Raw genomic sequence first — 23,530 nt, 5'->3', positions numbered from 1 at the left:
AATGTTGTGACGGGAGTACAGAGGTGTGCTCTACCGATAACCCACCCCCCGGGCCACCCGTTGAAACGGGTGGCCCGGGGCTTCGTCGTGTCCGGCTGCGTGCGCCCGTGGGACGCCGTCCGGGCGCCTCAGGCGCGGGAAGGCGTCACCGGTCGACTACTTGTTGCGGCCGCGCTTCTCGCGGACCCGCACCGAGATGTGGATCGGCGTGCCCTCGAAACCGAACTCCTCACGCAGCCGACGCTCGACGAACCGCCGGTAACCGTGCTCCAGGAAGCCGGAGGCGAAGAGCACGAAGCGCGGCGGCTTGGTGCCCGCCTGGGTGCCGAAGAGGATGCGGGGCTGCTTGCCGCCGCGGATCGGGTGCGGGTGGGAAGCGACGATCTCGCCGAGGAAGGCGTTCAGCCGGCCCGTCGGAACACGGGTCTCCCAGCCGTCCAGCGCGGTCTCGATCGCCGGGACCAGCTTCTCCATGTGGCGGCCGGTGAGGGCCGAGACGTTGACCCGCGGGGCCCAGGCGACCTGCGCGAGCTCCGTCTCGATCTCGCGCTCCAGGTAGTAACGGCGCTCCTCGTCGAGCGTGTCCCACTTGTTGAAGGCAACAACGATCGCACGCCCGGCCTCGACGGCCATGGTGACGATGCGCTGGTCCTGGACGCTGATGGACTCGCTGGAGTCGATCAGGATCACGGCGACCTCGGCCTTCTCCACGGCGGCCGCGGTACGCAGCGAGGCGTAGTAGTCCGCACCTTCCTGGAGGTGGACCCGGCGTCGGATACCGGCCGTGTCGATGAACTTCCACGTGATGCCACCGAGCGTGATCAGCTCGTCGACCGGGTCACGGGTGGTGCCGGCCAGCTCGTTGACGACGACGCGGTCCTCGTTGGCCACCTTGTTCAGCAGGGAGGACTTGCCGACGTTCGGACGGCCGATCAGCGCGATGCGGCGGGGACCGCCGACCGCCGTGCCGAAGGACTGCGCCGGGGCCTCGGGAAGCGCCTCCAGCACCGCGTCGAGCATGTCGCCGGTGCCGCGGCCGTGCAGCGAGGAGACCGGGTGCGGCTGGCCGAGGCCGAGCGACCAGAGAGCGGTGGCGTCCGCCTCGCCGCTCTGCCCGTCGACCTTGTTGGCGCAGAGCACGACCGGCTTGCCGGACCGGCGCAGCAGCTTGACGACGGCCTCGTCGGTGTCGGTGGCACCGACGGTGGAGTCGACCACGAAGACGACCGCGTCGGCCATCTCGATCGCGTACTCGGCCTGGGCCGCGACGGAGGCGTCCAGCCCGAGCACGTCCTGCTCCCAGCCGCCGGTGTCGACGACCTTGAAGCGGCGGCCCGCCCATTCCGCCTCGTAGCTGACGCGGTCACGCGTGACGCCGGGTTTGTCCTGGACCACGGCCTCACGACGGCCGATGATGCGGTTCACCAGCGTCGACTTGCCGACGTTGGGGCGGCCGACGATCGCGAGCGCGGGAAGCGGGCCGTGACCGGCCTCACCGATGGCACCCTCGACGTCCTCGGGGTCGAACCCCTCCTGCGCGGCGAGCTCCATGAACTCCGCGTACTCGGCATCGCCAAGCGCTCCGTGCTCGTGGTCCGAGCCGCCGGAGTGAATCTGGTCGTTCATGAAGTCCGTTCCCTCTTTGCATCATCATCGATGGACCACGCAGCACGCGGTCCACTACTCAAGTCTTACTCGGTGCGCCCGGTGAGGCGCCTGGCATGCTCCAGGTGGCCGGTCAGCCGTCCCTGAATGCGCACGGTCGCCTCGTCGAGCGCGCCGCGCGTCCGACGGCCACTGCCGTCCCCGGCAGCGAACGCGTCGCCGAAGACGACATCGACCCGGCTGCGCAACGGCGGCAGTGCCGATATCAACCGTCCACGGCGCCCGGTACTTCCCAGTACGGCCACGGGCACGATCGGCGCCCCGCTGCGTACGGCGAAATACGCGAGACCGGCGCGCAGCGCGGCGAAGTCTCCTTCGCCCCTGGTGCCCTCGGGGAAGATCCCGAGCACCCCGCCGTCCCCCAGCACGCCGAGGGCGTGGGTGATGGCGGTGCGGTCGACGGTCGTACGGTCCACCTTCAGCTGACCGATTCCGCGCAGGAACGGGTCCAGGGGGCCGACGAACGCCTCTTTCTTGATCAGGAAGTGGACGGGCCGGGGCGCGGTGCCCATCAGCATCGGCCCGTCGATGTTGTGCGAGTGGTTCACCGCGAGTATGACGGGTCCGGAGGCGGGGACCCGCCACGCGCCGAGTACGCGGGGCTTGAAGAGCCCGTACATCAGCCCGATCCCGATGCCGCGTCCGACCGCTGCTCCGCGCAGCGTGGGCGCGCCCGTGGCAGGTGTCACTTGGCGGCCTGCTTCTCCCCGACGAGGGTGACGACGCACTCGATGACCTGCTGGAGGGTCAGCTCGGTGGTGTCCACCTCGACCGCGTCGTCCGCCTTGGCGAGCGGCGAGGTCTTGCGGCCGGAATCGGCGGCGTCCCGCTTGATCAGCGCCTCCTTGGTGGCGGCGAGGTCGGAGCCCTTGACCTCGCCGCTGCGGCGGGCCGCGCGGGCCTCCGGGGACGCCGTCAGGAAGATCTTGATGTCGGCGTCGGGCAGCACGGTGGTGCCGATGTCCCGGCCCTCGACGACGATGCCCTTCTCCGCTCCGGCGGCGATGGTGCGCTGCAGCTCCGTGATCCGGGTGCGCACCTCGGGTACGGCGCTGACCGCGCTGACCTTGGAGGTGACCTCCTGGGTGCGGATCGGGCCGGAGGCGTCCTCGCCGTCGACGGTGATCGTGGGGCCGGTGGGGTCGGTGCCCGAGACGATGACCGGCTTGGCGGCCGCGGTCGCCACCTCCATCGCGTCGTGCACGTCGATGCCGTTGTTCAGCATCCACCAGGTGATCGCCCGGTACTGGGCACCGGTGTCCAGGTAGCTCAGGCCGAGCTGGGCGGCGACGGCCTTGGACGTGCTCGACTTGCCGGTGCCGGAGGGGCCGTCGATGGCGACGATCACTGCGGCCGGGGCGATCCGGGCGGCGGCGCTTACGGTTTCCACGGTGGTGGACACCTTCCTGGTACACGGGGCGGGCGGGACGGGACGCGTGAACCCGCCCCGCACAAGGTTACCGAGTGCCGGGGCGGGCCCGACCACCCCTGTGGACAAGTGCCTCCCGGCCCGGTGTCCCAAGGGTCCGGGAGACCGGCCGGCCGCTGCTGCGGCGGTTACTGCCTGATCGACCAGCCCCGCTCCCGGAGGGCGGCGCTCAGTGCGGGGGCCGCGCTCGGCTCGACCATCAGCTGGACGAGGCCCGCCTGCTGCCCGGTGGCGTGCTCGATCCGTACGTCCTCGACGTTGACCCCGGCCCGGCCCGCGTCCGCGAAGATCCCGGCCAGCTCACCGGGGCGGTCGCTGATGAGGACGGCCACGACCTCGTAGGAGGAGGGGGCGGCGCCGTGCTTGCCGGGCACCCTGACCCGGCCCGCGTTGCCGCGGCGCAGGACGTCCTGGATGCCTTCGGTTCCCTCGCGCCGCTTGTCCTCGTCCGCGGACTGCAGCCCGCGCAGCGCCTGTACGGTCTCCGCCAGATCGGCGGCGACGCCGGCGAGGACGTCGGCGACGGGGCCGGGGTTGGCGGACAGGATCTCCACCCACATCCGGGGGTCGGAGGCCGCGATCCTGGTGACGTCCCTGATGCCCTGGCCGCACAGGCGCACGGCCGTCTCGTCGGCCTCCTCCAGACGGGCGGCGACCATCGACGAGATCAGCTGCGGGGTGTGGGAGACGAGGGCGACGGCCCGGTCGTGGGCGTCGGCGTCCATGACGACCGGTACGGCACGGCAGAGCGCGACCAGCTCCAGCGCGAGGTTGAGGACCTCGGTGTCGGTGTCCCGCGTGGGCGTGAGGACCCAGGGGCGGCCCTCGAACAGGTCGGCGGTGGCGGCCAGCGGGCCGGAGCGCTCCTTGCCCGCCATGGGGTGCGTACCGATGTACGGAGTGAGGTCGACGCCGAGCGCCTCCAGCTCGCGGCGCGGTCCGCCCTTGACGCTCGCGACGTCGAGGTAACCGCGGGCGACGCCGCTGCTCATGGCGGTGGCGAGCACGGTCGCGGTGTGGGCCGGCGGCACGGCGACGACCGCCAGGTCCACGCGGCCCTCGGGCGGCTCGTCCGTACCGGCTCCCAGGGCGGCAGCGGTACGGGCCGACTCCGGGTCGTGGTCGACGAGGTGGACCTTGATGCCCCGCCCCGCGAGGGCGAGGGCCGCGGAGGTGCCTACGAGGCCCGTTCCGATGACGACGGCGGTTCTCACTGGGCGATGTCCTTGCGGAGAGTGGCGGTGGCGCCGAGGTAGACGTGGGCGATCTCGGACTTGGCGAGATACGTCTCGACATGGGCGAGGATCCGGACCACCCGGGGCATGGCTCCCGCGATGTCCAGTTCCTGGGCGCAGATCAGCGGTACGTCGACGATACCGATGCCGCGCGCAGCGGCGGCGGGGAAGTCGCAGTGCAGATCGGGGGTGGCCGTGAACCAGATGCTGATCAGATCGTCGGCGACCAGGCTGTTGCGCTCGAGGAGTGCGGTGAGCAGGGCGCTGACCTGCTCGTCCATGTGCCCGGCCTCGTCCCGCTCCAGCTGGACGGCTCCGCGGACCGCTCGTACCGCCACGTCGTGCTCCTTGCCTGTGCCTGCCGCGTCTGCGCTTGCGTTTCAGCCTAGAGGGGCGACGCCGTCCCGCGCCCGGGCGCCCTGTCCGTGAGACGCGGCGGTGGTGCGGGCGCGGTCCGGAGCCCGGCTGCGGCCACCCGGACGGGGCGCGTACCCTCCCCGCATGATCTCCCCAGGCGACGAGGCTCTGGTCCGCGACCACATGGTCTACTCCTGCGTGATGGGCTCGCGCGCCTTCGGGCTCGCCACGGACGGCAGTGACACCGACCGGCGCGGGGTGTTCCTCGCCCCGACCCCGCTGTTCTGGCGGTTCGACAAGCCGCCGACACATGTCGAGGGGCCCGCTGACGAACAGTTCTCCTGGGAGCTGGAGCGGTTTTGCGAACTGGCTCTGCGGGCCAACCCCAATGTGCTGGAGTGCCTGCACTCGCCCCTGGTGGAGCGGATCGACGCGACGGGCCGTGAACTCCTCTCGCTGCGTGGGGCCTTCCTTTCCCGGCAGGCCCACCAGACCTTCGTCCGGTACGCCATGGGGCAGCGCCGGAAGCTGGAGGCGGATGTCCGGCAGTACGGGGCGCCGCGCTGGAAGCACGCGATGCATCTGCTGCGGCTGCTGGCGAGCTGCCGGGATCTGCTGCGTACCGGAGAGCTGACGATCGACGTGGGAGCGGCCAGGGAGGAACTGCTGGAGGTGAAGCGGGGCGAGGTGGCCTGGCCGGAGGTGGAGCGGCGGATGGCGAGACTGGCGGGGGAGAACGACGAGGCGGCCGCCGCCTCCCCGCTGCCGGAGCAGCCGGACCGGGCGCGGGTCGAGGACTTCCTGGTCCGCGCCCGGCAGGCGTCGGCCCTGGCCGCGGGTCCGGCCGAGAAGGCCGGCTGAGGCCGGGGCGATCCGGACGGCTCAGCCGGCCGGGACGGGGACGAGGCGCGCTCGCACCACCAGTTCATGCAGTGCGTCGAATGCGCCCGCCCCGTCCGGAAGCCCCGAGTCCGCCTGTGCCCCGTCGAGCACCCGGTGCAGCGACGCGACGTCCCCGGCCGCCGCCACGGTGTCCACCCCGTCCGCTCCCCCGTGTTCGGCCGCTGCCTTGGCCGTGATCAGCCCGGGGAGGTAGGACGGCGCCGGCACCCGGGTGAGCAGCGTCGGCAGATGGGCCAGCACTTCGCCGCTGCGCATCAGGTGGATGCCGGTGAGCAGCGCCCGGAAGGTGTAGAGGAGCGGCTTCAGCTCGCCCGTCCTCTCGAAGAGCCGCCACTGGGTGTTGGCGAATCCTCGGTAGTGGTGGGCATGGTTGCGGGTGAGGACGCCGGGCGCGAGCGCCACCAGTTCCGCGTGCAGGGCCGTCGTGTGCACGACCAGGGGCGAGAGCAGCTGCTCCAGGACGTAGCCGTTCGGCTTCAGCATCAGGCGGACGAATTTGCGCAGGTCGTGGGTGACGAGGTCCATCTCCACCCCGTCGCTGTCCCACATCCGCGAACAGGTCTCCTCGGGCTCCCGGAGCCCGACGAGGTCCTCGGCCGGCAGGACGTGGACCCCCCGCAGGTCCACATCCGAGTCCCGGGAAGGGAACCCGTACAGATGCGCCCCGGAGACCGTGGCGAACAGCAGCGGGTGGCGTTCCTGGGCGATGGCCGGGCCGAGATCGGTGACCGGCAACCCGGCCTTCCGTAGGAGCGTGGTGTCCGTGAGCATGGCTCAAGCGTCCCAGAGCGCCCCCAGGGACAGGAGGTCGCTCCGGTACTCGATGCGCTCCGACCACTCCTTGGGCCAGGCCGCCGAGCCCAGATGCGCCCCGGCCAGGGCGCCGGTCAGGCAGCCGAGCGAGTCCGAGTCCCCCCGGGTGCAGGCGGCCCGGCGCAGGGCGGTGACGGGTTCGTCGGGGAAGAGCAGGAAGCAGTGCAGGGCCGTGGCGAGGGCCTCCTCGGCGATCCATCCGTCGCCGGTGCTCTCGCAGGGATCGGTCTCCGGGGACGGGTTGCGCAGGGCGTCCTGGACCCGGGCCAGGGCGGTGAGGCACTCGTCCCAGCCGCGCTGGATGTACAGCTCCGGGGAGGAGTCGCCCGCGTGGCGCCACAGGTCGCCGAGCCAGCGGGTGAGGTAGCGGTTGCTGTTCTCGTACGCGTAGCTGCGCAGCTGGCCGATCAGGCCCATCGGCTCCGCGCCGTGCGCGAGGAGGTACACCGCGCGGGCCGTCAGGTCGGACGCGGCGAGAGCGGTCGGATGACCGTGGGTGAGGGCGGCCTGGAGCTGGGCGGCGCCGGCGCGCTGTTCCTCGCTCAGTCCGGGGACGAGTCCGACGGGCGCGACGCGCATGTTGGCGCCGCAGCCCTTGGAGCCGGTCTGACTGGCCTCCTGCCAGAGGCGGTCGCTGTCGAGCAGCCGGCAGGCGGTCATGCAGGTGCGCCCGGGGGCGCGGTTGTTGTCGGGTGAGTGGTACCAGTCGACGAACTCGTCGCGCACCGGCCGCACGAGGCGCAGCGGGGTGAGCAGACCGCGGTCCGTGGCGGTGCGGATTCCGCGGCCGAGGGCCAGCGTCATCTGGGTGTCGTCGGTGACGATCGCCGGCTTCGGCAGCCGCATCTGGCGCCACGGCCCGCACTTGGCGAGGATCGACGGCACGTTGTTGAACTCGGTCGGGAAGCCCAGGGCGTCGCCGAGCGCGAGCCCGGTGAGCGCGCCGGTGGCGGCCTGTTTGGTGAGGGTCCTGGTCACGATCATGTGCTTCTTCCTTCCGGTCGCAGCAGTGGGGGGTGCAGGGCGGTGGCGGCGCCCGCCCGGTGGAGGGCGGCCGGCTTTCCCCGGCCGCCGGTACGGCGCGGTGATCCCTCCACGGCCTGGACGAAGCCGGGCGTGGCAAGGACCTTGCGCCGGAAGTTGGGCCGGTCCAGCTCGACGCCCCAGACCGTCTCGTACACCTGCTGGAGCTCGCCCAGGGTGAATTCGGGCGGGCAGAACGCGGTGGCCAGGCAGGTGTACTCGAGTTTGGCGCCGATCCTTGCGCGGGCGTCGGCGAGGATGAGGTCGTGGTCGAAGGCGAGCGTGCCGAGCCGCCCGGTGTCCCACCACCGGGCACTGGCAGCGTCACCGCCGCCGCGTGGCTCGGGCAGGTCGGGGACGAGGGCGGCGTAGGCGACGGAGACGACCCGCATCCTCGGGTCGCGGTCGGGTTCGCTGTAGGTGCGCAGCTGCTCCAGATGGAGGGCGGAGACGGTGTCCTCGGTCAGCCCGGTCTCCTCGGCCAGCTCCCTTCGGGCGGCGGTCCCGGCGGACTCGCGGGGCAGCACGAAGCCGCCGGGCAGCGCCCAGTGGCCCTTGTACGGGTCCTCGCCGCGCTCGACGAGCAGGACGTGCAGGCGGGACTCGCGGACGGTGAAGACGGCGAGGTCGACGGTGACGGCGAACGGCTCGAAGGCGTGCGGGTCGTAGTCCTCGGGGGCGGCGGCGTTCATCGTCGCTCCGGCAGGGGGGCGGCGAAGTCCCAGCCGTCGGCGAGCAGGGCGTCGACGGCCGCGACGGCGGTGGCGAGCCGCTCCGGCCGGCTGCCGGTGACCTCGATGAACGTCCTTCCGGTCCGGGTGAGTTCGGCCCGGAATCGGTCGGTCATCCAGGGCCGCAGCTCCTCGCCGTCGCGGAGTCCGTCGTCCTCGAAGGCCACGCCCTCGTGGTCGGTGAGGAGCCACAGGTGATGGGTGACCCGGTCGGCCGTCCGCTCGACCAGGGGGTTGCGGCCGCCGACGTACCGCTCGTGCCACACGGTCGTGGCGAAGGAGTCGGTGTCGCAGACGAGCAGCGGGGAGCCGGTCCGGGCCGCGGCCTCCTCACGGGCGTTCTGCGTCTCGGCGATGAAGGGGAAGTCGTGCGTGGTGAAGGAGACGTCCTCCCACTGGGCGTCGGGCCACCGGGTGCGCAGCTCGGCGAGCTTCTGCTCGCTGAACTCGCGCCCGTACTCGGCCACGTAGCCGGTGTGCGCCCAGATGCCGCCGCGCCGCCGGTAATGGCCGGCGAGGTCACGGGCCAGGGTGGTGGTGCCGGTCGACTCTGCGCCGAGGACGACGACCCGGCGCGTGAGCGCCGCCCTGACCGGGGGTTCGAGGAAGTCCCAGCAGCCGGCCGGGTCTGCGCGGACGGCGGTGCCCGAGACCGGGAAGACCGTGCGGCCGGGGTCCACGCAGACGGGCTCCGCGCCGAAGCGGCGGGCGAGCTCGTCCCCGTACGACTCCGAGGTGAAGACGGCGTCCACCGGCTCGGGCACGGCCCCGGTGAAGACGGCCATGTGGGCGTCCCATATCGCCGGGTCGTGGAGATCCATCCGGGTGTCGTCCACGGCGCCCACCACCGTCACGTCCGGGTGCACCTCGCGCATCCAGGCGACCCGCTCGGCGAGCGGCACGGATTCCACGGAGGAGGCGCAGACCAGCACGGTCAGCCGCTCGCAACGGTCCCGGGCGGTGCGGACGAGGTGGTGGTGGCCGGCGTGCGGCGGATAGAACTTCCCGAGCACCAGTCCGTGTGCGAAACGCTTCATGCCACGGCCTCCACGGGCTCGGGGTGCCGGACCGCGAGATCCCGCCGCCAGTTGCGCAGGCCCATCAGGCACAGCGTCAGGAAGCCCACGTACAGCAGTGAGGTCAGATAGAGCTCCTTGTACGCGTACAGCGGGATGTAGACCACGTCGGCGGCGATCCACAGCCACCACGACTCGACGAGCTTCCGGCACTGCCCGTACGTAGCCGCCAGGGACAGCGCGGTCGTCAGGGCGTCCCAGAAGGGCACCGTCGAGTCGGTGGCCCGGTCGAGCAGGAGGGTCAGCGCGAGAGCCCCCACCGCCCCTGCCGCGAGCAGCCCGGTCCACTCGGTGCGCGTGGTGCGCCGCACCGGCAGTCCGTCCGTCCCTGGTCCACCCCCGTGGGTCCAGGTCCACCAGCCGTACGCGGCAAGGGCGATGAAGACGATCTGGAGGCCCGCGTCCGCGTACAGACCGGACTGGGCGAACAGCAGGATGAAGAAGACGTTGTTGGCGATGCCGATCGGCCAGTTGGCGAGGTGCTGGCGGGCCACGAGCCAGACGCACAGCGCACCGCTGCCGAAACCCAGCACCTCGGTCCAGCTGACCGGGGTGTCCAGAACCGTCACCAGGGGTTGCTGCAGGGGATCGAGAACGTCCGCGAGACTCACACCCGCCTCCTTAATAGTCACTCTGACTATAAAGGCAGAACGGGGACAGCAAAAGGCCCGCGGCCGATTCCTGTTCGACATTCGAGAACCAGGAACCGGCCGCGGGCCGTGAGCGGGGGCGCGGGTGGTCTACAGACCGACCTCGCGCATCAGCATGCCCACTTCGGTGTTGGTGAGCCGGCGGAGCCAGCCCGACTTCTGGTCGCCCAGCGGGATCGGCCCGAACGACGTGCGCACGAGCCGTTCGACGGGGAAGCCCGCCTCGGCCAGCATCCGGCGGACGATGTGCTTGCGGCCCTCGTGGAGGGTCACCTCGACGAGGTAGTTCTTGCCGGTGTTCTCGACGACGCGGAAGTGGTCGGCGCGGGCGTACCCGTCCTCCAGCTGGATGCCGTCCTTGAGCCGCTTGCCCAGGTCGCGCGGGAGCGGGCCCTGGATGGCGGCGAGGTACGTCTTCTTCACGCCGTACTTGGGGTGGGTGAGGCGGTGGGCCAGCTCACCGTGGTTGGTGAGCATGATGATGCCCTCGGTCTCGGTGTCGAGCCGGCCGACGTGGAAGAGACGCGTCTCACGGTTGGTGACGTAGTCACCGAGGCACTGACGGCCGTCCGGGTCCTCCATGGAGGAGACGACACCGGCCGGCTTGTTCAGCGCGAAGAAGAGGTACGACTGGGTGGCGACGGTCAGGCCGTCCACCTTGATCTCGTCGTGGTGCACGTCGACGCGCATGCCCTGCTCGACGACGATCTGGCCGTTCACCTCGACGCGGGACTGCTCGATGAGCTCCTCGCACGCACGGCGCGAGCCCATGCCGGCCCGGGCGAGGACCTTCTGCAGCCGCTCGCCCTCCTGCTCGGCGCCCGGGTGGGTCTTGGGCGTCTTGATCTCGGGCTTGTCCGCGTACCTGTCGCGGTTGCGCTGCTCGATCTTGGCGTCGAGCTCGCGCGAGCGGGCCGGGGAGCCGTACGGAGCACGCCGGCCGCCGCCCCTGGAGCCGCCCGACGCCGCCTTCGGGCCGCCCTTGGCACCGCCGCGGGCCGCGTCGCCGCGGCCCTTGCGGGTGCCGCCGTCGCCGCCGGGCTTGTCGTTGCCGACGTCGTAACGGCGCTCCTCGGGGCGGGGCCTGCGGGGGCGCTGCTCCTGCTTGTCGTCGCGCTCGGAGCCGGAGACCCGGGGGTTCGGGTTGCTGTTCCGGCCGGTGCCGGTGGTGTTCCTGGGGGCACCGCTCCTGCCGCCGCCGCTACTGCTCCTGCCGCCGCCGCTCCTGGCGCCACCGCCGCTGTTGCCGCCGCTCCTGCCGCCGGCGCCGCTGCTGCCGCTGTTCCTGCCACTGCTTCGCATCAAAATTCCGTCTTGTCGTGTGCGTGAGTATCCGGGGTGTCCGGTGCGTCCGGATCGAACGACGGCACACCCTCTAGCGTCTCAGCCTCGATCGCGTCCGCCTCGGGGAGGAAGGGCGCGAGCTCCGGGAGCTCGTCCAGGCCACGCAGGCCCATTCGCTCCAGAAAGTAGTTCGTCGTCCTGTACAGGATCGCACCTGTTTCGGGTTCCGCGCCCGCTTCCTCGACCAGACCCCTCTGCAGCAGGGTCCGCATGACCCCGTCACAGTTCACGCCGCGCACCGCCGAGACCCGTGAACGGCTCACCGGCTGGCGGTACGCGACGACCGCGAGGGTCTCCAGCGCCGCCTGCGTCAGCCGGGCGTGCTGGCCGTCCAGGACGAAGCCCTCGACCGCCGGGGCGTACTCCGGCCGCGTGTAGAAGCGCCAGCCGCCCGCGACCAGCCGGAGGTCGAAGCCGCGGCGCTGGGCGGTGTACTCGTCGGCCAGCTCCCGCAGCGCGTCGGCGACGGCCCGCCGGGGCCGCTCCAGCACCTTGGACAGGTGCTCCACCGTCGCGGGCTCGTCGACGACCATGAGGACGGCCTCCAGCGCGGGCTTGAGATCGAGGTCCGCGACGGCGGAGCCGGGGATGTCCTGCTCGCTCATTCGTTCACGCCCTGCTGCACTTCGTGCACGTCCTGTGCCTCCTGGTCGAACTCGTCCGTCACGGTGGGCCCGGCTCCCTCTCCCCCGGCCCAGCGCACCATGAGCTCGCCGAGCGCCTCGTCCTGGTCCAGGGCGACGGCCTTCTCCCGGTAGAGCTCCAGCAGGGCGAGGAACCGCGCGACGACGGTGAGGGTGTCCGGAGCGTCCTCGGTCAGCTCCCGGAAGCTGATCTCCCCGGCCTCGCGCAGCCGCGCCACCACGATCCCGGCCTGTTCGCGCACGCTGACCAGAGGGGCGTGGATGTGGTCGATGTAGACCTGCGGTTTCGGTTTCGGCTGCATCGCCTTGACGGCGAGCCGGGCGAAGCCCTCGGCGCCGATGCTGATGACGACGTCGGGCAGCAGCGCGGCGTGGTGCGGTTCCAGCCCGACGGTACGGGGGAAGCGCCGGCCCTCCGATTCGAGACGGGCACTGAAGATCTCGGCGATGCGCTTGTACGCGCGGTACTGCAGCAGGCGCGCGAAGAGCAGGTCCCTGGCCTCCAGGAGCGCCAGGTCGCCCTCGTCCTCCACCTCGGCGGCGGGCAGCAGCCGGGCGGCCTTGAGGTCGAGGAGGGTCGCGGCGACGACCAGGAACTCGGTGGTCTGGTCGAGGTCCCAGTCCGGCCCCATGGCCCGGATGTGGGCCATGAACTCGTCGGTGACCTTGGACAGGGCGACCTCCGTCACATCCAGCTTGTGCTTGGAGATGAGCTGGAGCAGCAGGTCGAACGGCCCCTCGAAGTTCGCCAGCCGGACGGTGAACCGCCCGTCGTCGGGGGCGGGGGCGGAGGCCGGAGTGGGGCCCGCGGCACCGGGCTCGACTGCGGGGGTCTCGTCGACAACCGGGGTGTCGTCGACAACGGGGGTCTCGTCGACAACCGGGGTGTCGTCGACAACCGGGGCCTCGTCCGCAGCCTGGGTCCCACCCGCCGGGGCCCGGTCCGCCGCTGGGGCTTCGCACGCCGCCGGGGCCTGGTCCGCCGCCGGGGCCTCGCCCGCGGGCCGGCCCTCGTCCGCCGGAGCCGCGGAGACGTCCTCCGCACCCGGCCCGTCCCCGCGCACGGGCCCGCCGCCCGGCCCGCGGCCCAGGGGGCGGCGGGAGGTACGGGCGGGCTGGTCGGCTGTCGGCATGGAGATCCAGGGTGCGACGGGACACGGGCGGCGGGCGGCGGCCCGTACGGGGGCGGACCGCACCGCTCGGCCGGCGGCCGCCCTCCGGGCAGGCTACCGGCGCCGCACCGGTCAGCGGCCGCGCAGCCGCCGTACGAGGATGCTCGCGTCGCCCCGCGACTCCAGGTCCGCGAGGACCACCGCGACGGCCTCACGGACGATCCGCCCACGGTCGACGGCCAGTCCGTGCTCGCCGCGCAGCACGAGCCGCGCGTGTTCGAGGTCCATCAGCTCCTCGGCGGAGACGTAGACGGTGATCTTCTCGTCGTGGCGCTCCCGGCCGCTGGGCCGGCGGTTCGCCCCGCGTCCGCCACCCCGTCTGCGCTGCTGCTGGACGACGGGGGCGGGAACCGGTTCCTGTGAGGAGGGCGGCTGCGGACGGCGTCCGGCCTGTGCGGCAACCGCGACGCGGTCGTTCTCACCGCCGCGGCTGCGCGAGCCGCCGGCGTCGGCGTCGGTGTCCGCCGCGGAGTGCTCCTCCTGCGCGGAGAGGACCCCGCCTGCGGGGGCCTGGGAGCCTTCCCCCGGCGTGCCGTCCCCGGAATCCCCCTCGGCGGCCGGCGCCGGTACCCGGGCCTCGCCGTTCGCCTTGCGCCGCCGCTCCGCGGGGGACGAGGACTGCAGCCCCATCCCCCCGGTGGTACGGAACAGTTCGTCGGCCCCGGGCAGACTCACTCGGCGTGACACCGGGCGAGCACCTCCCTGGCGAGCTGGCGATAGGCGGCGGCACCGACCGAGTTGGAGGCGTACGTGGTGATGGGCTCGCCGGCGACCGTGGTCTCCGGGAAGCGGACCGTGCGCCCGATGACCGTGTGGTAGACGTGATCGTCGAAAGCCTCGACGACGCGCGCGAGCACCTCACGGCTGTGCACCGTACGGGAGTCGTACATGGTGGCCAGGATGCCGTCGAGCTCCAGGTCCGGGTTGAGCCGCTCCTGGACCTTCTCGATGGTCTCGGTGAGCAGCGCCACACCACGCAGCGCGAAGAACTCGCACTCGAGCGGCACTATCACCTTGTGGGCGGCGGTCAGCGCGTTCACCGTGAGCAGGCCCAGCGAGGGCTGACAGTCGATCACGATGTAGTCGTAGTCGGCCATCAGCGGCTTCAGGGCGCGCTGGAGCGTGGACTCGCGGGCCACCTCGCTGACCAGCTGGACCTCGGCGGCCGACAGGTCGATGTTGCTCGGCAGCAGGTCCATGTTGGGCACGGCGGTCTTCAGGAGGACCTCGTCGGCCGCCATGCCCCGCTCCATGAGCAGGTTGTAGACGGTGAGGTCGAGCTCCATCGGGTTGACGCCGAGGCCGACCGACAGGGCTCCCTGCGGGTCGAAGTCGACGAGCAGGACGCGCCGGCCGTACTCCGCGAGCGCGGCACCCAGGTTGATGGTCGACGTGGTCTTGCCGACGCCGCCCTTCTGGTTGCACATCGCGATGATCTTCGCGGGACCGTGATCGGTCAGCGGACCCGGGATCGGGAAGTAGGGCAGGGGCCGGCCGGTCGGGCCGATCCGCTCGCGGCGCTGCCGGGCGGCGTCCGGTGCAAGGGTCGCCGCGTACTCAGGATCGGGCTCGTACTCGGCGTCCGGGTCGTAGAAGTGCCCCTGGGGCGCTTCGTCGAAGTCGGCGAAGTGGGCGGTGTCCCGGCCACTCTCGTTGCCGGCCATGGCGTTCACGTGTAGGCCGTCCATCATCTGGGGGGCTGTCGTCATGTGCTGGTGGGTGGCGAAGGTGCGGACAGCGACGGAGCCGACAGCCTCCAGCCCGTTCGGGCTCTGGCCCCGTGCAGGCATCCCTGGATGAACACCCCCGGGAGTAAATGTCGACTCATTCACAAGTCGTCTTACCTCCTTGGACGTGACCAGGAAACTTATCGATAGGTCAGCGTGGCACCATGCCGACGATTGGCGACTCTATGGCGTGTCACCGGTCCGCAGCAACACAATCCGCCGGACCCGGCCCGATGTGTCGGCAATCGAACACCCCGCTGTCAAGGGCACGCAGCCCCTCGGGCACACTTTTCGCGGGTGCACGAATCGGTTAAAGGGTTACGTTCGAGGCGAGTTTCACGGGGCTCCCGGGAGGCCCGACACACCTCCGGCCGGACCTTGCTCGGCAAGGTCCGGCCGGACGCACGAGGTTGACGGGAGACGTTGACCCGTCAGGCGAGAAGCGTGCTCAGTTCGACGTGGTCGAGGCCGTGAGCCTCGGCCACCTCGCGGTAAACGACCTGCCCGTCATGGGTGTTGAGGCCCTTGGCGAGTGCCGCGTCACGGCGCAGCGCCTCGGCCCAGCCACGGTTCGCGAGCTCCACGATGTAGGGCAGCGTCGCGTTGGTGAGGGCGTACGTGGAGGTGTTCGGGACCGCGCCCGGCATGTTCGCGACGCAGTAGAAGACCGAGCCGTGAACCATGAAGGTCGGCTCGGCGTGCGTCGTCGGGTGCGAGTCCTCGAAGCAACCACCCTGATCAATTGCAATGTCGACAAGTACACTTCCGGGCTTCATCTTGGCGACGAGCTCGTTGGTGACCAGCTTCGGGGCCTTCGCACCGGGGATCAGCACGGCACCGACGACGAGGTCGGCCTCGATGACGGCCTTCTCCAGCTCGAAGGCGTTGGAGACGACGGTCTGCACCTTGGTGCCGAAGATCTTGTCGGCCTCGCGGAGCTTGTTGATGTCCCTGTCGAGCAGCGTGACGTGGAAGCCGAGACCGACGGCGATCTGCGTGGCGTTCCAGCCGGAGACGCCGCCGCCGATGACGACGGCCTTGCCGGCCGCCGTGCCCGGTACGCCGCCGGGCAGCACACCGCGGCCCCCGACCGAACGCATCAGGTGGTACGCGCCGACCTGCGGGGCCAGCCGGCCCGCGACCTCGGACATCGGGGCGAGCAGCGGCAGTGCGCGGTTCGCGGTCTCGACGGTCTCGTAGGCGATGGCGGTGGTACCGGACTCCAGCAGCGCATCCGTGCACGCGCGGGAGGCGGCGAGGTGCAGGTACGTGAAGAGGGTCTGGTCCTTGCGGAGGCGGTGGTACTCCTCGGCGACCGGCTCCTTGACCTTCAGCAGCAGGTCCGCGGTGGCCCAGACCTCGTCGGCGGTGGGCAGGATCTGCGCCCCGGCGGCGACGTACTCCTCGTCCGTGATGGAGGAGCCGGCCCCGGCGTTGACCTCGACGACGACCTGGTGGCCGTTGCGGACGAGCTCATGCACACCGGCAGGCGTGATCGCCACGCGGAACTCGTTGTTCTTGACTTCGCGGGGGATGCCGACCTTCACGTCGATCACGGTCCTTGGCTCAGAGGGTCATCCGGACATGGCTATACATACCCGGATATACACAGCGTAAATGGAGACACCGCGAACACCCGCGGCAGAGCCAGTCTAATGAAGGGCTTCTCGCTGTCTAGCCTTACAAAGCATTAATTTTCTGTCGCCACACTACGGATTTCGTAGGCTGCGCTCTCCTCGCCCAGCAATCTCTCTGCCGCACCCCTGTGCAGCCCCGCAGCTGTGGGGTCGCCGAGGCGGTCGAGCGTGTCGGCCAGCCGGAGCTCGAGTGCGGCCTGCAGCCGCAGGTCCTTGGCCTGGCGGGCCCACTCCACGGCCTCCCGGCACGTCTGCAGCGACTCCTGCGGGCGGCCCGCGTACTCCTGCACCCGCGCGACCTCGCTGAGGGCCCGCGCGTGGGCGGGCAGATCGCCGAGCCGTCGGTAGCCGGCGGCCGCCGCCCGCCAGTTCCGCAGTGCCTCGCCGTACCGCCCCGCGTAGGTGTGGACGGTGCCGAGCCGCCCGTAGAGCCGTGCCTCGTCGGCGCGCTCCCCCTGGGTGAGCCGCTGGGCGAGCGCTCGTCCGTACCAGTCGGAGGCCCGGTGGAAGTCGCCCAGCTCCGCGTATGCGCCGCCCACGGATTCCATGGCGCGTCCGGTGGCGTACGGATCCTTGGCGGCCCGTCCGGCGTCCAGTGCGGCGCGGTAGCGGGCCAGCGCCTCACGGGTCCGGCCCGTCCCGGCATCCAGATCGGCGAGGTTGAGCAGGGCGGCCGCACGCTCCCGGGGCAGATTGCGCCGCTCCGCGACCGCAAGCACCAGACCGTGCAGCCCGTAGAGCTCGGGCGCGGCCGCCTCGGTACCCTCGTGCGCGGCCAGCGCCCGCACCAGTGCGGCCACCAACCGCCGCGCCAGGGTGTCGAGTTCACCGTCCTCGACGGCGATGCGAGCGGAGGCGACCAGGGCGGGCCTGCGGATCCGCAGCCAGGTGGCGGCCGCCTCGGGGTCGGGGAACCGCAAGGAGCGCGGCAGCCCGGCGAGCTTCCGCCGGGCCGGGGAGCCCTCCGGTTCGGTGACCGCCCGGCAGGACTGGAGCAGGCGCACGGTGCGCTCCAGCATCCGGGCCCGGGCGAGCTGGATCTCGGCAGGGCGGTCCCGGTCCTCCAGCAGGGCACGCAGCAGCGCCGCGAGACAGCCGGGCACCTCGTACTGCGGCTGCTCGGCCCCGTCGGTGCGCAACAGTCCCAGCCGCACGAAGTCCTCGAGGGTGGTCCGGGCGGCCGAGACGGAACAGCCCGCGAGCGCCGAGGCGGTGTGGGCGTCGGCGAGCCCGGCCGGGGCGAGGGAGAGCAGACGCAGTATCCGGGCAGCGGTCGGCGGCAGGGAGTCGTGGACCAGCCGGAAGGCGCGGGCCAGCGGCCGGGCACCGACGGGCTGCTCGGTGTCGTCCGGCAGATCACGCAGCTGTTTGGTGACATCGGCGACCGAGGCCGTCGGACGGGTGGCCAGCCAGCCCCCGATCATGACCAGTGCGGCAGGCTGCCCGCCGCACTCCTCCGCCAGGGACTCGGCCGTCAGCGGGTCGACGGTGATCCTGACCTGGCCGATCGCCCGGGCGAGCAGCTCGACGGCGGAGCCCGCGTCCAGGCCGCCGATGGTGCAGGGCCGGACACCGGGGATGCCGGTCAGCGGGCCCTGCGCGGTGGCGATGACGAGGCAGTCGGGATTGTCCGGCAGCAGCGGATCGACCTGTTCGGCGTCCGGGGCGTCGTCGAGCAGGAGCAGGACACGGCGTACCGCGAGCGCCTCGCGGACCATTTCGGACAGTTCGTCCGCGTCAGCGCCGGGCGGCCCGGCCACGTCCAGCCCACGCAGGAGTTCACGCGCGGCGCGTTCGGCGGGGACCGGGGTGCCACCGGGTTCGGTGAGCCGGACACGGATCAGGCCGTCGGGGTAGTCGCCCGTGGCGAGCAGCCGGCGGGTGAGTTCACCCGCCAGAGCGGTACGGCCGGATCCGGGGCGTCCGGCGATCAGCAGGACCCGGGCCCGACCGCTCTTGCGACCGGCCATGGTGTCCAGTCCGGCCCGTTCGATATCGGCCCGCAGTTCCTTCAACTCGCGCTCGCGCCCGAAGAATCGGGGTGGTTCGACGGTGGCCGGCTCCTCGGTCCCCGCTGCCTCGGCCGGGTCGCTGGTGTCCACCGCCTGATCCGTCACGGGCCACGCTCCACTTCGCTGCACGCGTCGCCCGCCGGGACTCCGGTCAGGGCATTCAGAGCGTAGTTCAGGCGGGTGGACGAACCGGGTGGAGCGCGACGGAGAGGTCCCCCGATCGGATCAGCATCTTTTCCGACCGGGGCATCCGAAGGAGTGTCCGCACGGGGCCGCGCGAGCGTCCCCCCGGCTCTCCCGTCAGGCCGTCAGGCCATCAGGCCATCAGGCCATCAGGCCTCGAACGGCCGGGCGGGCCAGGGCGCCTCCGCCGGTCGCAGCGAGTCCGTCCCGTCACCCGCGAGCACGGCCGTGAGTGCGAGTACCCCCACCACCAGGCAGCTGTTGTGCAGGTCCCCGGCGAGGACACCCCGGACGAGGTCCTGGAGCGGCACCCGGGCCAGCTCCATGTCGGCCTCCTCCTCGGAGACGGCGAAGCGCTCCCCGTCCGCCTCGGAGATGTTCCGCGCGAGGAAGATCCGTACGGCTTCGTCGGAGCCGCCGGGCGAGGTGTGGATGTCGGTCAGCACCCGCCAGTCCTCGGCCTTGACGTACGCCTCCTCGTAGAGCTCGCGCTGCGCGGCGTGCAGCGGGTTCTCGCCGGGGACGTCGAGGAGTCCGGCCGGAATCTCCCACAGCTTCTGGCGCACGGGGTGGCGGTACTGCCGCAGCACGAGGACGCGGTCCTCGTCATCGAGTGCGAGCACGGCGACCGAACCCGGGTGGACCTGGTAGTCGCGGCGCGCGATCGTGCCGTCGGGCATCTCCACGTCGTCGGTGCGGACGCTGGTCTTGTTGCCCCGGAACGGAGTCTCGGTCGCGGTGACCGGCCATTCCTCGGGCGTGTCCTGGAAACCCATCTACGTCCTCCCACAAAAAAACAGTGACCGGGGTACGCGTCCTCGAAGGATGCGTACCCCGGTCAACCGTAATGCCTGCGGGGATGCCGTTACTTGCCCGGCTTGGCGCCCGTCCTGCGTGCGACGGCCGCCTTCACCAGGCCCGCGAAGAGCGGGTGCGGGCGGGTCGGGCGGGAGCGCAGCTCCGGGTGCGCCTGCGTGGCGACCAGGTAGGGGTGGACCTCGCGCGGGTACTCGACGTACTCGACGAGCTTGTTGTCCGGGGAAGTGCCGGAGAAGACCAGACCGGCCTTCTTCTCCAGCTCGGCGCGGTAGGCGTTGTTGACCTCGTAGCGGTGACGGTGGCGCTCGTCCACGTACGGCTGGTCGTCGTAGGCCTCGCGGACCAGCGAACCCTCGGCGAGCTTCGCCGGGTACAGGCCCAGGCGCATGGTGCCGCCCAGGTCGCCCGCGCCCTCGACGTACGCCAGCTGCTCCTCCATCGTCGAGATGACGGGGTGGGCGGTGGCGGCGTCGAACTCGGTGGAGTTGGCGTCGGGGATCTCGGCGAGGTTGCGCGCCGCCTCGATCACGATGCACTGCAGGCCCAGGCACAGGCCGAGCAGCGGCACCTTGTTCTCACGGGCGTACTGGATGGCACCGACCTTGCCGATGACACCGCGCTCACCGAAGCCGCCGGGGATGCAGATGGCGTCCACGTCGCCAAGCTGCTTCTTGGCACCGGCCGGGGTCTTGCAGTCGTCGGAGGCGACCCACTTGACCTTGACGCGGGCCTTGTTGGCGAAACCGCCGGCCCGGATCGCCTCGGTGACCGAGAGGTAGGCGTCGGGCAGGTCGATGTACTTGCCGACCAGGGCGACGGTGACCTCGTGGTCGGGGTTGTGGACGCGGTCCAGCAGGTCGCCCCAGGTGGTCCAGTCGACGTCGCGGAACGGCAGGTCGAGCTTGCGCACGACGTAGGCGTCCAGGCCCTCGGAGTGCAGCACCTTCGGGATGTCGTAGATGGACTTCGCGTCCGGGCAGGCCACCACGGCGGCCTCGTCGACGTCGCACATCAGCGAGATCTTGCGCTTGATGGCGGTCGGCACCTCGCGGTCGGCGCGGAGCACGATCGCGTCCGGCTGGATACCGATGTTGCGCAGGGCGGCCACCGAGTGCTGGGTGGGCTTGGTCTTGAGCTCGCCGGACGGGCCGATGTACGGCAGCAGCGAGATGTGCACGACGAAGACGTTGTCCCGGCCGACCTCGTGGCGGACCTGACGGACGGTCTCCAGGAACGGCAGCGACTCGATGTCGCCGACCGTGCCGCCGACCTCCGTGATGACGACGTCGACGTCGTCGGTGGCCATGCGCCGGATGCGGTGCTTGATCTCGTTGGTGATGTGCGGAATGACCTGCACGGTGTCACCGAGGTACTCGCCGCGCCGCTCCTTCGCGATGACCTGCGAGTACACCTGGCCGGTGGTGACGTTGGCCGAACCGTCGAGGTCCACGTCGAGGAAGCGCTCGTAGTGGCCGATGTCCAGGTCGGTCTCGGCGCCGTCGTTGGTGACGAACACCTCGCCGTGCTGGAACGGGTTCATCGTGCCCGGGTCGACGTTCAGGTACGGGTCGAGCTTCTGCATGGTGACCCGGAGGCCGCGCGCCTTGAGCAGGGCACCGAGGCTGGAGGCAGTCAGACCCTTGCCGAGGGAAGAGGCGACACCCCCGGTGACGAAGATGTGCTTGGTCGTCGTGGATGTGGGCTGCATAGCCAAAGGGGGCTCCCGTGGTCGCGATCGTGAGGTGCGTACCGGCATTCCCGTCCGGAGAATCCGGAGGTGCCGTCGCTGCGGTTCGGGGGCCTCGTCTGCTGTTGCGGACGACCACCGGTCCACGGGCTACCAGGGTAACAGCGACGGGGGGAGCCTGCTTCCGGCCACTCCCGGCACAGCAGGGTCACCGGATCCCCGCACGTCTCTCACACCCCACCCGTTCGGCTCATCTCGGTTGTCAAGAGCGTCGCGCGGATCACCCGGGTGCGTCGTATCCTGCTCGGACACTCGCTCCGGGCGAGGTAGGAGCTCGCAGGTCCCCCCACATCAACCCCTTGCAACGACCTCTTGACCCGTAGTAAGCGCCCCACGGGGCGACATGGCCGTTCGACTGGAGATGCACGTGGCCGGGCGCATCGAGGATTACGCACTCATCGGAGACATGCAGACCGCCGCCCTGGTCTGCCGGGACGGCACAGCCGACTGGCTGTGCCTGCCCCGCTTCGATTCACACGCCGTCTTCGCGGGACTGCTGGGTACCGAGGAGCACGGCTTCTGGCGCCTGGGACCGGCCCGCGCGGAGGGCGCGGAGCCGCCGCCGGCGGACCGTCGCCGCTACCGCGGGGACTCACTGATCCTGGAATCGGAATGGGACACGCCGCGCGGCACGGTCAGAGTGACCGACTTCATGCCGCCGCGCGACGGCGCGCCCCAGCTGATCCGGATCGTCGAGGGAATCAGCGGCCGGGTGCCGATGCGCTCCGAGCTGCGGATGCGCTTCAGCTACGGGCGCGTCACCCCCTGGGTGCACAAGGTGGACGGCCGTACGGTCGCCGTCGCGGGCCCGGACTCGGTCTGGTACGACACCCCCGCGGACACGTACGGCGAGAACCTGACGACGTACTCCGACTTCACCGTGGCCCCCGGTGACCGGATCACGTTCACCATCAGCTGGCAGCCCTCGCACCGCGAACCGCCCGCGCTCCCGGACCCGGAGGGTTCGCTGGAGGCCACCGCGGACTTCTGGCGCGAGTGGGTCGAGCAGTGCACGTACCACGGCCCCTACCGCGAGGCCGTGGTCCGCTCGCTGATCACCCTGAAGGCCCTGACGTACGCGCCGACCGGCGGCATTGTCGCCGCGCCGACCACCTCCCTGCCGGAGGACATCGGCGGCTCCCGCAACTGGGACTACCGCTACACCTGGCTGCGCGACGCGGCGATCACCCTGTCCTCGCTGCTGCGCACCGGCTACCGCGAGGAGGCCCGGGCCTGGCGTGAGTGGCTGCTGCGGGCGGTCGCGGGTGACCCCGAGAACCTCCAGATCATGTACGGCATCGCCGGCGAGCGCGAGCTGGGCGAGGCCGAGCTGGAGTGGCTGCCCGGTTACGAGAACTCGGGCCCGGTCCGTGTCGGCAACGGCGCCGCCGGCCAGCTCCAGCTGGACGTGTACGGCGAGGTCACCGAGGCCCTGCACCTCGCACACATGACGGGGCTGACCCGCAACGACTACGCGACCGGCCTCCAGCTCAAGCTGATCGAGTACCTGGAGAACCACTGGGACGAGCCGGACGAGGGCATCTGGGAGGTGCGCGGTCCACGCCGGCACTTCGTGCACTCCAAGGTGATGGCCTGGGTCGCGGTCGACCGGACCATCAAGCTGATCGAGTCCGGCGACACGGACGGGCCGCTGGAGAAGTGGCGCGAGCTGCGCGACGACATCCACCGCGACGTCTGCGAACGGGGCTACGACAAGGAGCGCAACACCTTCACCCAGTCCTACGGGTCGAAGGAGCTGGACGCCTCCCTGCTGCTGATCCCGCAGATGGGGTTCCTGCCGCCCGACGACAAGCGGGTCATCGGCACCATCGAGGCGATCCAGCGGGAGCTGTCCACCGAGGACGGCTTCGTACTGCGCTACCCCACCTCGGGCGAGAACGCGGGTGTGGACGGCCTGGAGGGCGACGAGGGCGCGTTCCTCGCGTGCTCGTTCTGGCTGGCGGACGACCTGGCGATGATCGGCCGGGTCGACGAGGCCCGCCAGCTCTTCGAGCGCCTGCTGTCCCTGCGCAACGACCTGGGCCTGCTGGCCGAGGAGTGGGACGCGCGGCTGCAGCGCCAGGTGGGCAACTTCCCGCAGGCGTTCAGCCATGTCCCGCTGATCGACACGGCGCTGCGGCTGACGGCGAGCGGGGCGTACGTGGGCTGAGGCGCGGGCCTGCCGGGCAGCGGCCGGGCAGGCCCGGCCGCGTGGTGACCTGCTCCGCCGCGCACGGCGCTCGTGCCGGGTCCGCTCCGCCACGGACCTGCCTGCCGGGCGCGGCAGGAACCTGCCGGGCGGGCGGTCCGGTGCTCGTGCGGCCGCTCGCCCGGGACGGCGTGGGCTCCTGCGGCTCCACGCC

21 protein-coding genes are annotated in these 23,530 nt (G+C 71.3%); 2 read left to right on the top strand and 19 right to left on the bottom strand.

Annotation, left to right across the window (positions count from 1 at the left end; genetic code table 11):
- Positions 1-156: 156 nt before the first annotated feature.
- The 5 genes from der to aroH form a co-directional block, all read right to left on the bottom strand.
- Positions 157-1,626 carry a ribosome biogenesis GTPase Der gene (gene der / locus ABZ434_RS33515; RefSeq protein ID WP_352123975.1) on the bottom strand — a complete coding sequence of 490 codons (1,470 nt, stop codon included), beginning with the start codon at positions 1,624-1,626 and terminating at the stop codon, positions 157-159.
- A gap of 65 nt (positions 1,627-1,691) precedes the next feature.
- Complete coding sequence (locus ABZ434_RS33510) at positions 1,692-2,354, bottom strand: lysophospholipid acyltransferase family protein (protein WP_359144972.1); 663 nt, start codon at positions 2,352-2,354, stop codon at positions 1,692-1,694.
- A complete protein-coding gene (gene cmk, locus ABZ434_RS33505; RefSeq protein WP_359144969.1) occupies positions 2,351-3,067 on the bottom strand; it encodes a (d)CMP kinase in 717 nt (238 codons plus the stop codon). Before cmk ends, ABZ434_RS33510 begins: the two co-directional genes overlap by 4 nt.
- 155 nt (positions 3,068-3,222) lie before the next feature.
- Positions 3,223-4,308, bottom strand: a complete 1,086-nt coding sequence (locus ABZ434_RS33500; RefSeq protein WP_359144966.1) for a prephenate dehydrogenase — start codon at positions 4,306-4,308, stop codon at positions 3,223-3,225.
- Complete coding sequence (gene aroH / locus ABZ434_RS33495) at positions 4,305-4,667, bottom strand: chorismate mutase (RefSeq protein ID WP_359144963.1); 363 nt, start codon at positions 4,665-4,667, stop codon at positions 4,305-4,307. Before aroH ends, ABZ434_RS33500 begins: the two co-directional genes overlap by 4 nt.
- A 163-nt stretch (positions 4,668-4,830) precedes the next feature.
- On the opposite strand from aroH, the gene ABZ434_RS33490 reads away from it, so the two are divergent.
- On the top strand, positions 4,831-5,547 hold the full coding sequence (locus ABZ434_RS33490; protein ID WP_359144960.1) for a nucleotidyltransferase domain-containing protein: 717 nt from the start codon (positions 4,831-4,833) through the stop codon (positions 5,545-5,547).
- Positions 5,548-5,568: 21 nt separating this feature from the next.
- On the opposite strand, the gene ABZ434_RS33485 is transcribed toward ABZ434_RS33490, so the two are convergent.
- The 14 genes from ABZ434_RS33485 to ABZ434_RS33420 form a co-directional block, all read right to left on the bottom strand.
- A complete protein-coding gene (locus tag ABZ434_RS33485; RefSeq protein ID WP_359144957.1) occupies positions 5,569-6,360 on the bottom strand; it encodes a nucleotidyltransferase domain-containing protein in 792 nt (263 codons plus the stop codon).
- Positions 6,361-6,363: 3 nt separating this feature from the next.
- Complete coding sequence (locus ABZ434_RS33480) at positions 6,364-7,386, bottom strand: ADP-ribosylglycohydrolase family protein (RefSeq protein ID WP_359144954.1); 1,023 nt, start codon at positions 7,384-7,386, stop codon at positions 6,364-6,366.
- Entirely contained in the window at positions 7,383-8,117 is a 735-nt protein-coding gene (locus tag ABZ434_RS33475; RefSeq protein ID WP_359144951.1) for an NUDIX domain-containing protein, read from the bottom strand. The genes ABZ434_RS33480 and ABZ434_RS33475 overlap by 4 nt, the downstream gene beginning before the upstream one ends.
- Positions 8,114-9,193, bottom strand: a complete 1,080-nt coding sequence (locus ABZ434_RS33470) for an AAA family ATPase (protein ID WP_359144949.1) — start codon at positions 9,191-9,193, stop codon at positions 8,114-8,116. Before ABZ434_RS33470 ends, ABZ434_RS33475 begins: the two co-directional genes overlap by 4 nt.
- The gene (gene pnuC, locus ABZ434_RS33465; protein WP_359144946.1) at positions 9,190-9,843 is read right to left on the bottom strand and encodes a nicotinamide riboside transporter PnuC; all 654 of its coding nucleotides are present in this window, start codon (positions 9,841-9,843) and stop codon (positions 9,190-9,192) included. Before pnuC ends, ABZ434_RS33470 begins: the two co-directional genes overlap by 4 nt.
- A gap of 129 nt (positions 9,844-9,972) precedes the next feature.
- On the bottom strand, positions 9,973-11,184 hold the full coding sequence (locus ABZ434_RS33460) for a pseudouridine synthase (RefSeq protein WP_359144943.1): 1,212 nt from the start codon (positions 11,182-11,184) through the stop codon (positions 9,973-9,975).
- Positions 11,184-11,831, bottom strand: a complete 648-nt coding sequence (scpB, locus tag ABZ434_RS33455; protein WP_359144940.1) for an SMC-Scp complex subunit ScpB — start codon at positions 11,829-11,831, stop codon at positions 11,184-11,186. The genes ABZ434_RS33460 and scpB overlap by 1 nt, the downstream gene beginning before the upstream one ends.
- On the bottom strand, positions 11,828-13,003 hold the full coding sequence (locus ABZ434_RS33450) for a ScpA family protein (RefSeq protein ID WP_359144937.1): 1,176 nt from the start codon (positions 13,001-13,003) through the stop codon (positions 11,828-11,830). The genes scpB and ABZ434_RS33450 overlap by 4 nt, the downstream gene beginning before the upstream one ends.
- Before the next feature lie 111 nt (positions 13,004-13,114).
- Positions 13,115-13,717, bottom strand: a complete 603-nt coding sequence (locus ABZ434_RS33445; protein ID WP_359144988.1) for a hypothetical protein — start codon at positions 13,715-13,717, stop codon at positions 13,115-13,117.
- Positions 13,714-14,832, bottom strand: a complete 1,119-nt coding sequence (locus ABZ434_RS33440; RefSeq protein WP_148016031.1) for a ParA family protein — start codon at positions 14,830-14,832, stop codon at positions 13,714-13,716. Before ABZ434_RS33440 ends, ABZ434_RS33445 begins: the two co-directional genes overlap by 4 nt.
- A 368-nt stretch (positions 14,833-15,200) precedes the next feature.
- The gene (ald, locus tag ABZ434_RS33435) at positions 15,201-16,316 is read right to left on the bottom strand and encodes an alanine dehydrogenase (protein ID WP_359144985.1); all 1,116 of its coding nucleotides are present in this window, start codon (positions 16,314-16,316) and stop codon (positions 15,201-15,203) included.
- Positions 16,317-16,459: 143 nt separating this feature from the next.
- Entirely contained in the window at positions 16,460-18,523 is a 2,064-nt protein-coding gene (locus ABZ434_RS33430) for a tetratricopeptide repeat protein (protein ID WP_359144932.1), read from the bottom strand.
- A gap of 227 nt (positions 18,524-18,750) precedes the next feature.
- Positions 18,751-19,377, bottom strand: coding sequence for an NUDIX hydrolase (locus ABZ434_RS33425; RefSeq protein WP_359144929.1), 627 nt, complete (start codon positions 19,375-19,377; stop codon positions 18,751-18,753).
- 89 nt (positions 19,378-19,466) lie between these two features.
- Positions 19,467-21,128 carry a CTP synthase gene (locus ABZ434_RS33420; RefSeq protein ID WP_359144926.1) on the bottom strand — a complete coding sequence of 554 codons (1,662 nt, stop codon included), beginning with the start codon at positions 21,126-21,128 and terminating at the stop codon, positions 19,467-19,469.
- 406 nt (positions 21,129-21,534) lie between these two features.
- On the opposite strand from ABZ434_RS33420, the gene ABZ434_RS33415 reads away from it, so the two are divergent.
- On the top strand, positions 21,535-23,337 hold the full coding sequence (locus ABZ434_RS33415) for a glycoside hydrolase family 15 protein (RefSeq protein WP_359144982.1): 1,803 nt from the start codon (positions 21,535-21,537) through the stop codon (positions 23,335-23,337).
- Positions 23,338-23,530 lie beyond the last annotated feature (193 nt).

The sequence above is a fragment of the Streptomyces sp. NPDC005761 genome, from assembly GCF_040630635.1.
In the GTDB taxonomy this organism is placed as follows: domain Bacteria; phylum Actinomycetota; class Actinomycetes; order Streptomycetales; family Streptomycetaceae; genus Streptomyces.
The sequence above is the reverse complement of the archived record's forward strand: the minus strand, read 5'-3'. Positions and strand labels throughout refer to the sequence as shown.

Excerpts from the sequence above, each read along its gene's own strand:
- ABZ434_RS33440 (WP_148016031.1), bottom strand. The coding sequence starts at position 14,832 with ATGCCTGCACGGGGCCAGAGCCCGAACGGGCTGGAGGCTGTCGGCTCC.
- ABZ434_RS33475 (WP_359144951.1), bottom strand. The coding sequence starts at position 8,117 with ATGAACGCCGCCGCCCCCGAGGACTACGACCCGCACGCCTTCGAGCCG.
- ABZ434_RS33480 (WP_359144954.1), bottom strand. The coding sequence starts at position 7,386 with ATGATCGTGACCAGGACCCTCACCAAACAGGCCGCCACCGGCGCGCTC.
- ABZ434_RS33425 (WP_359144929.1), bottom strand. The coding sequence starts at position 19,377 with ATGGGTTTCCAGGACACGCCCGAGGAATGGCCGGTCACCGCGACCGAG.
- ABZ434_RS33470 (WP_359144949.1), bottom strand. The coding sequence starts at position 9,193 with ATGAAGCGTTTCGCACACGGACTGGTGCTCGGGAAGTTCTATCCGCCG.
- scpB (WP_359144940.1), bottom strand. The coding sequence starts at position 11,831 with ATGAGCGAGCAGGACATCCCCGGCTCCGCCGTCGCGGACCTCGATCTC.
- ABZ434_RS33420 (WP_359144926.1), bottom strand. The coding sequence starts at position 21,128 with ATGCAGCCCACATCCACGACGACCAAGCACATCTTCGTCACCGGGGGT.
- ABZ434_RS33450 (WP_359144937.1), bottom strand. The coding sequence starts at position 13,003 with ATGCCGACAGCCGACCAGCCCGCCCGTACCTCCCGCCGCCCCCTGGGC.
- der (WP_352123975.1), bottom strand. The coding sequence starts at position 1,626 with ATGAACGACCAGATTCACTCCGGCGGCTCGGACCACGAGCACGGAGCG.
- ABZ434_RS33460 (WP_359144943.1), bottom strand. The coding sequence starts at position 11,184 with ATGCGAAGCAGTGGCAGGAACAGCGGCAGCAGCGGCGCCGGCGGCAGG.
- ABZ434_RS33485 (WP_359144957.1), bottom strand. The coding sequence starts at position 6,360 with ATGCTCACGGACACCACGCTCCTACGGAAGGCCGGGTTGCCGGTCACC.
- ABZ434_RS33490 (WP_359144960.1), top strand. The coding sequence starts at position 4,831 with ATGATCTCCCCAGGCGACGAGGCTCTGGTCCGCGACCACATGGTCTAC.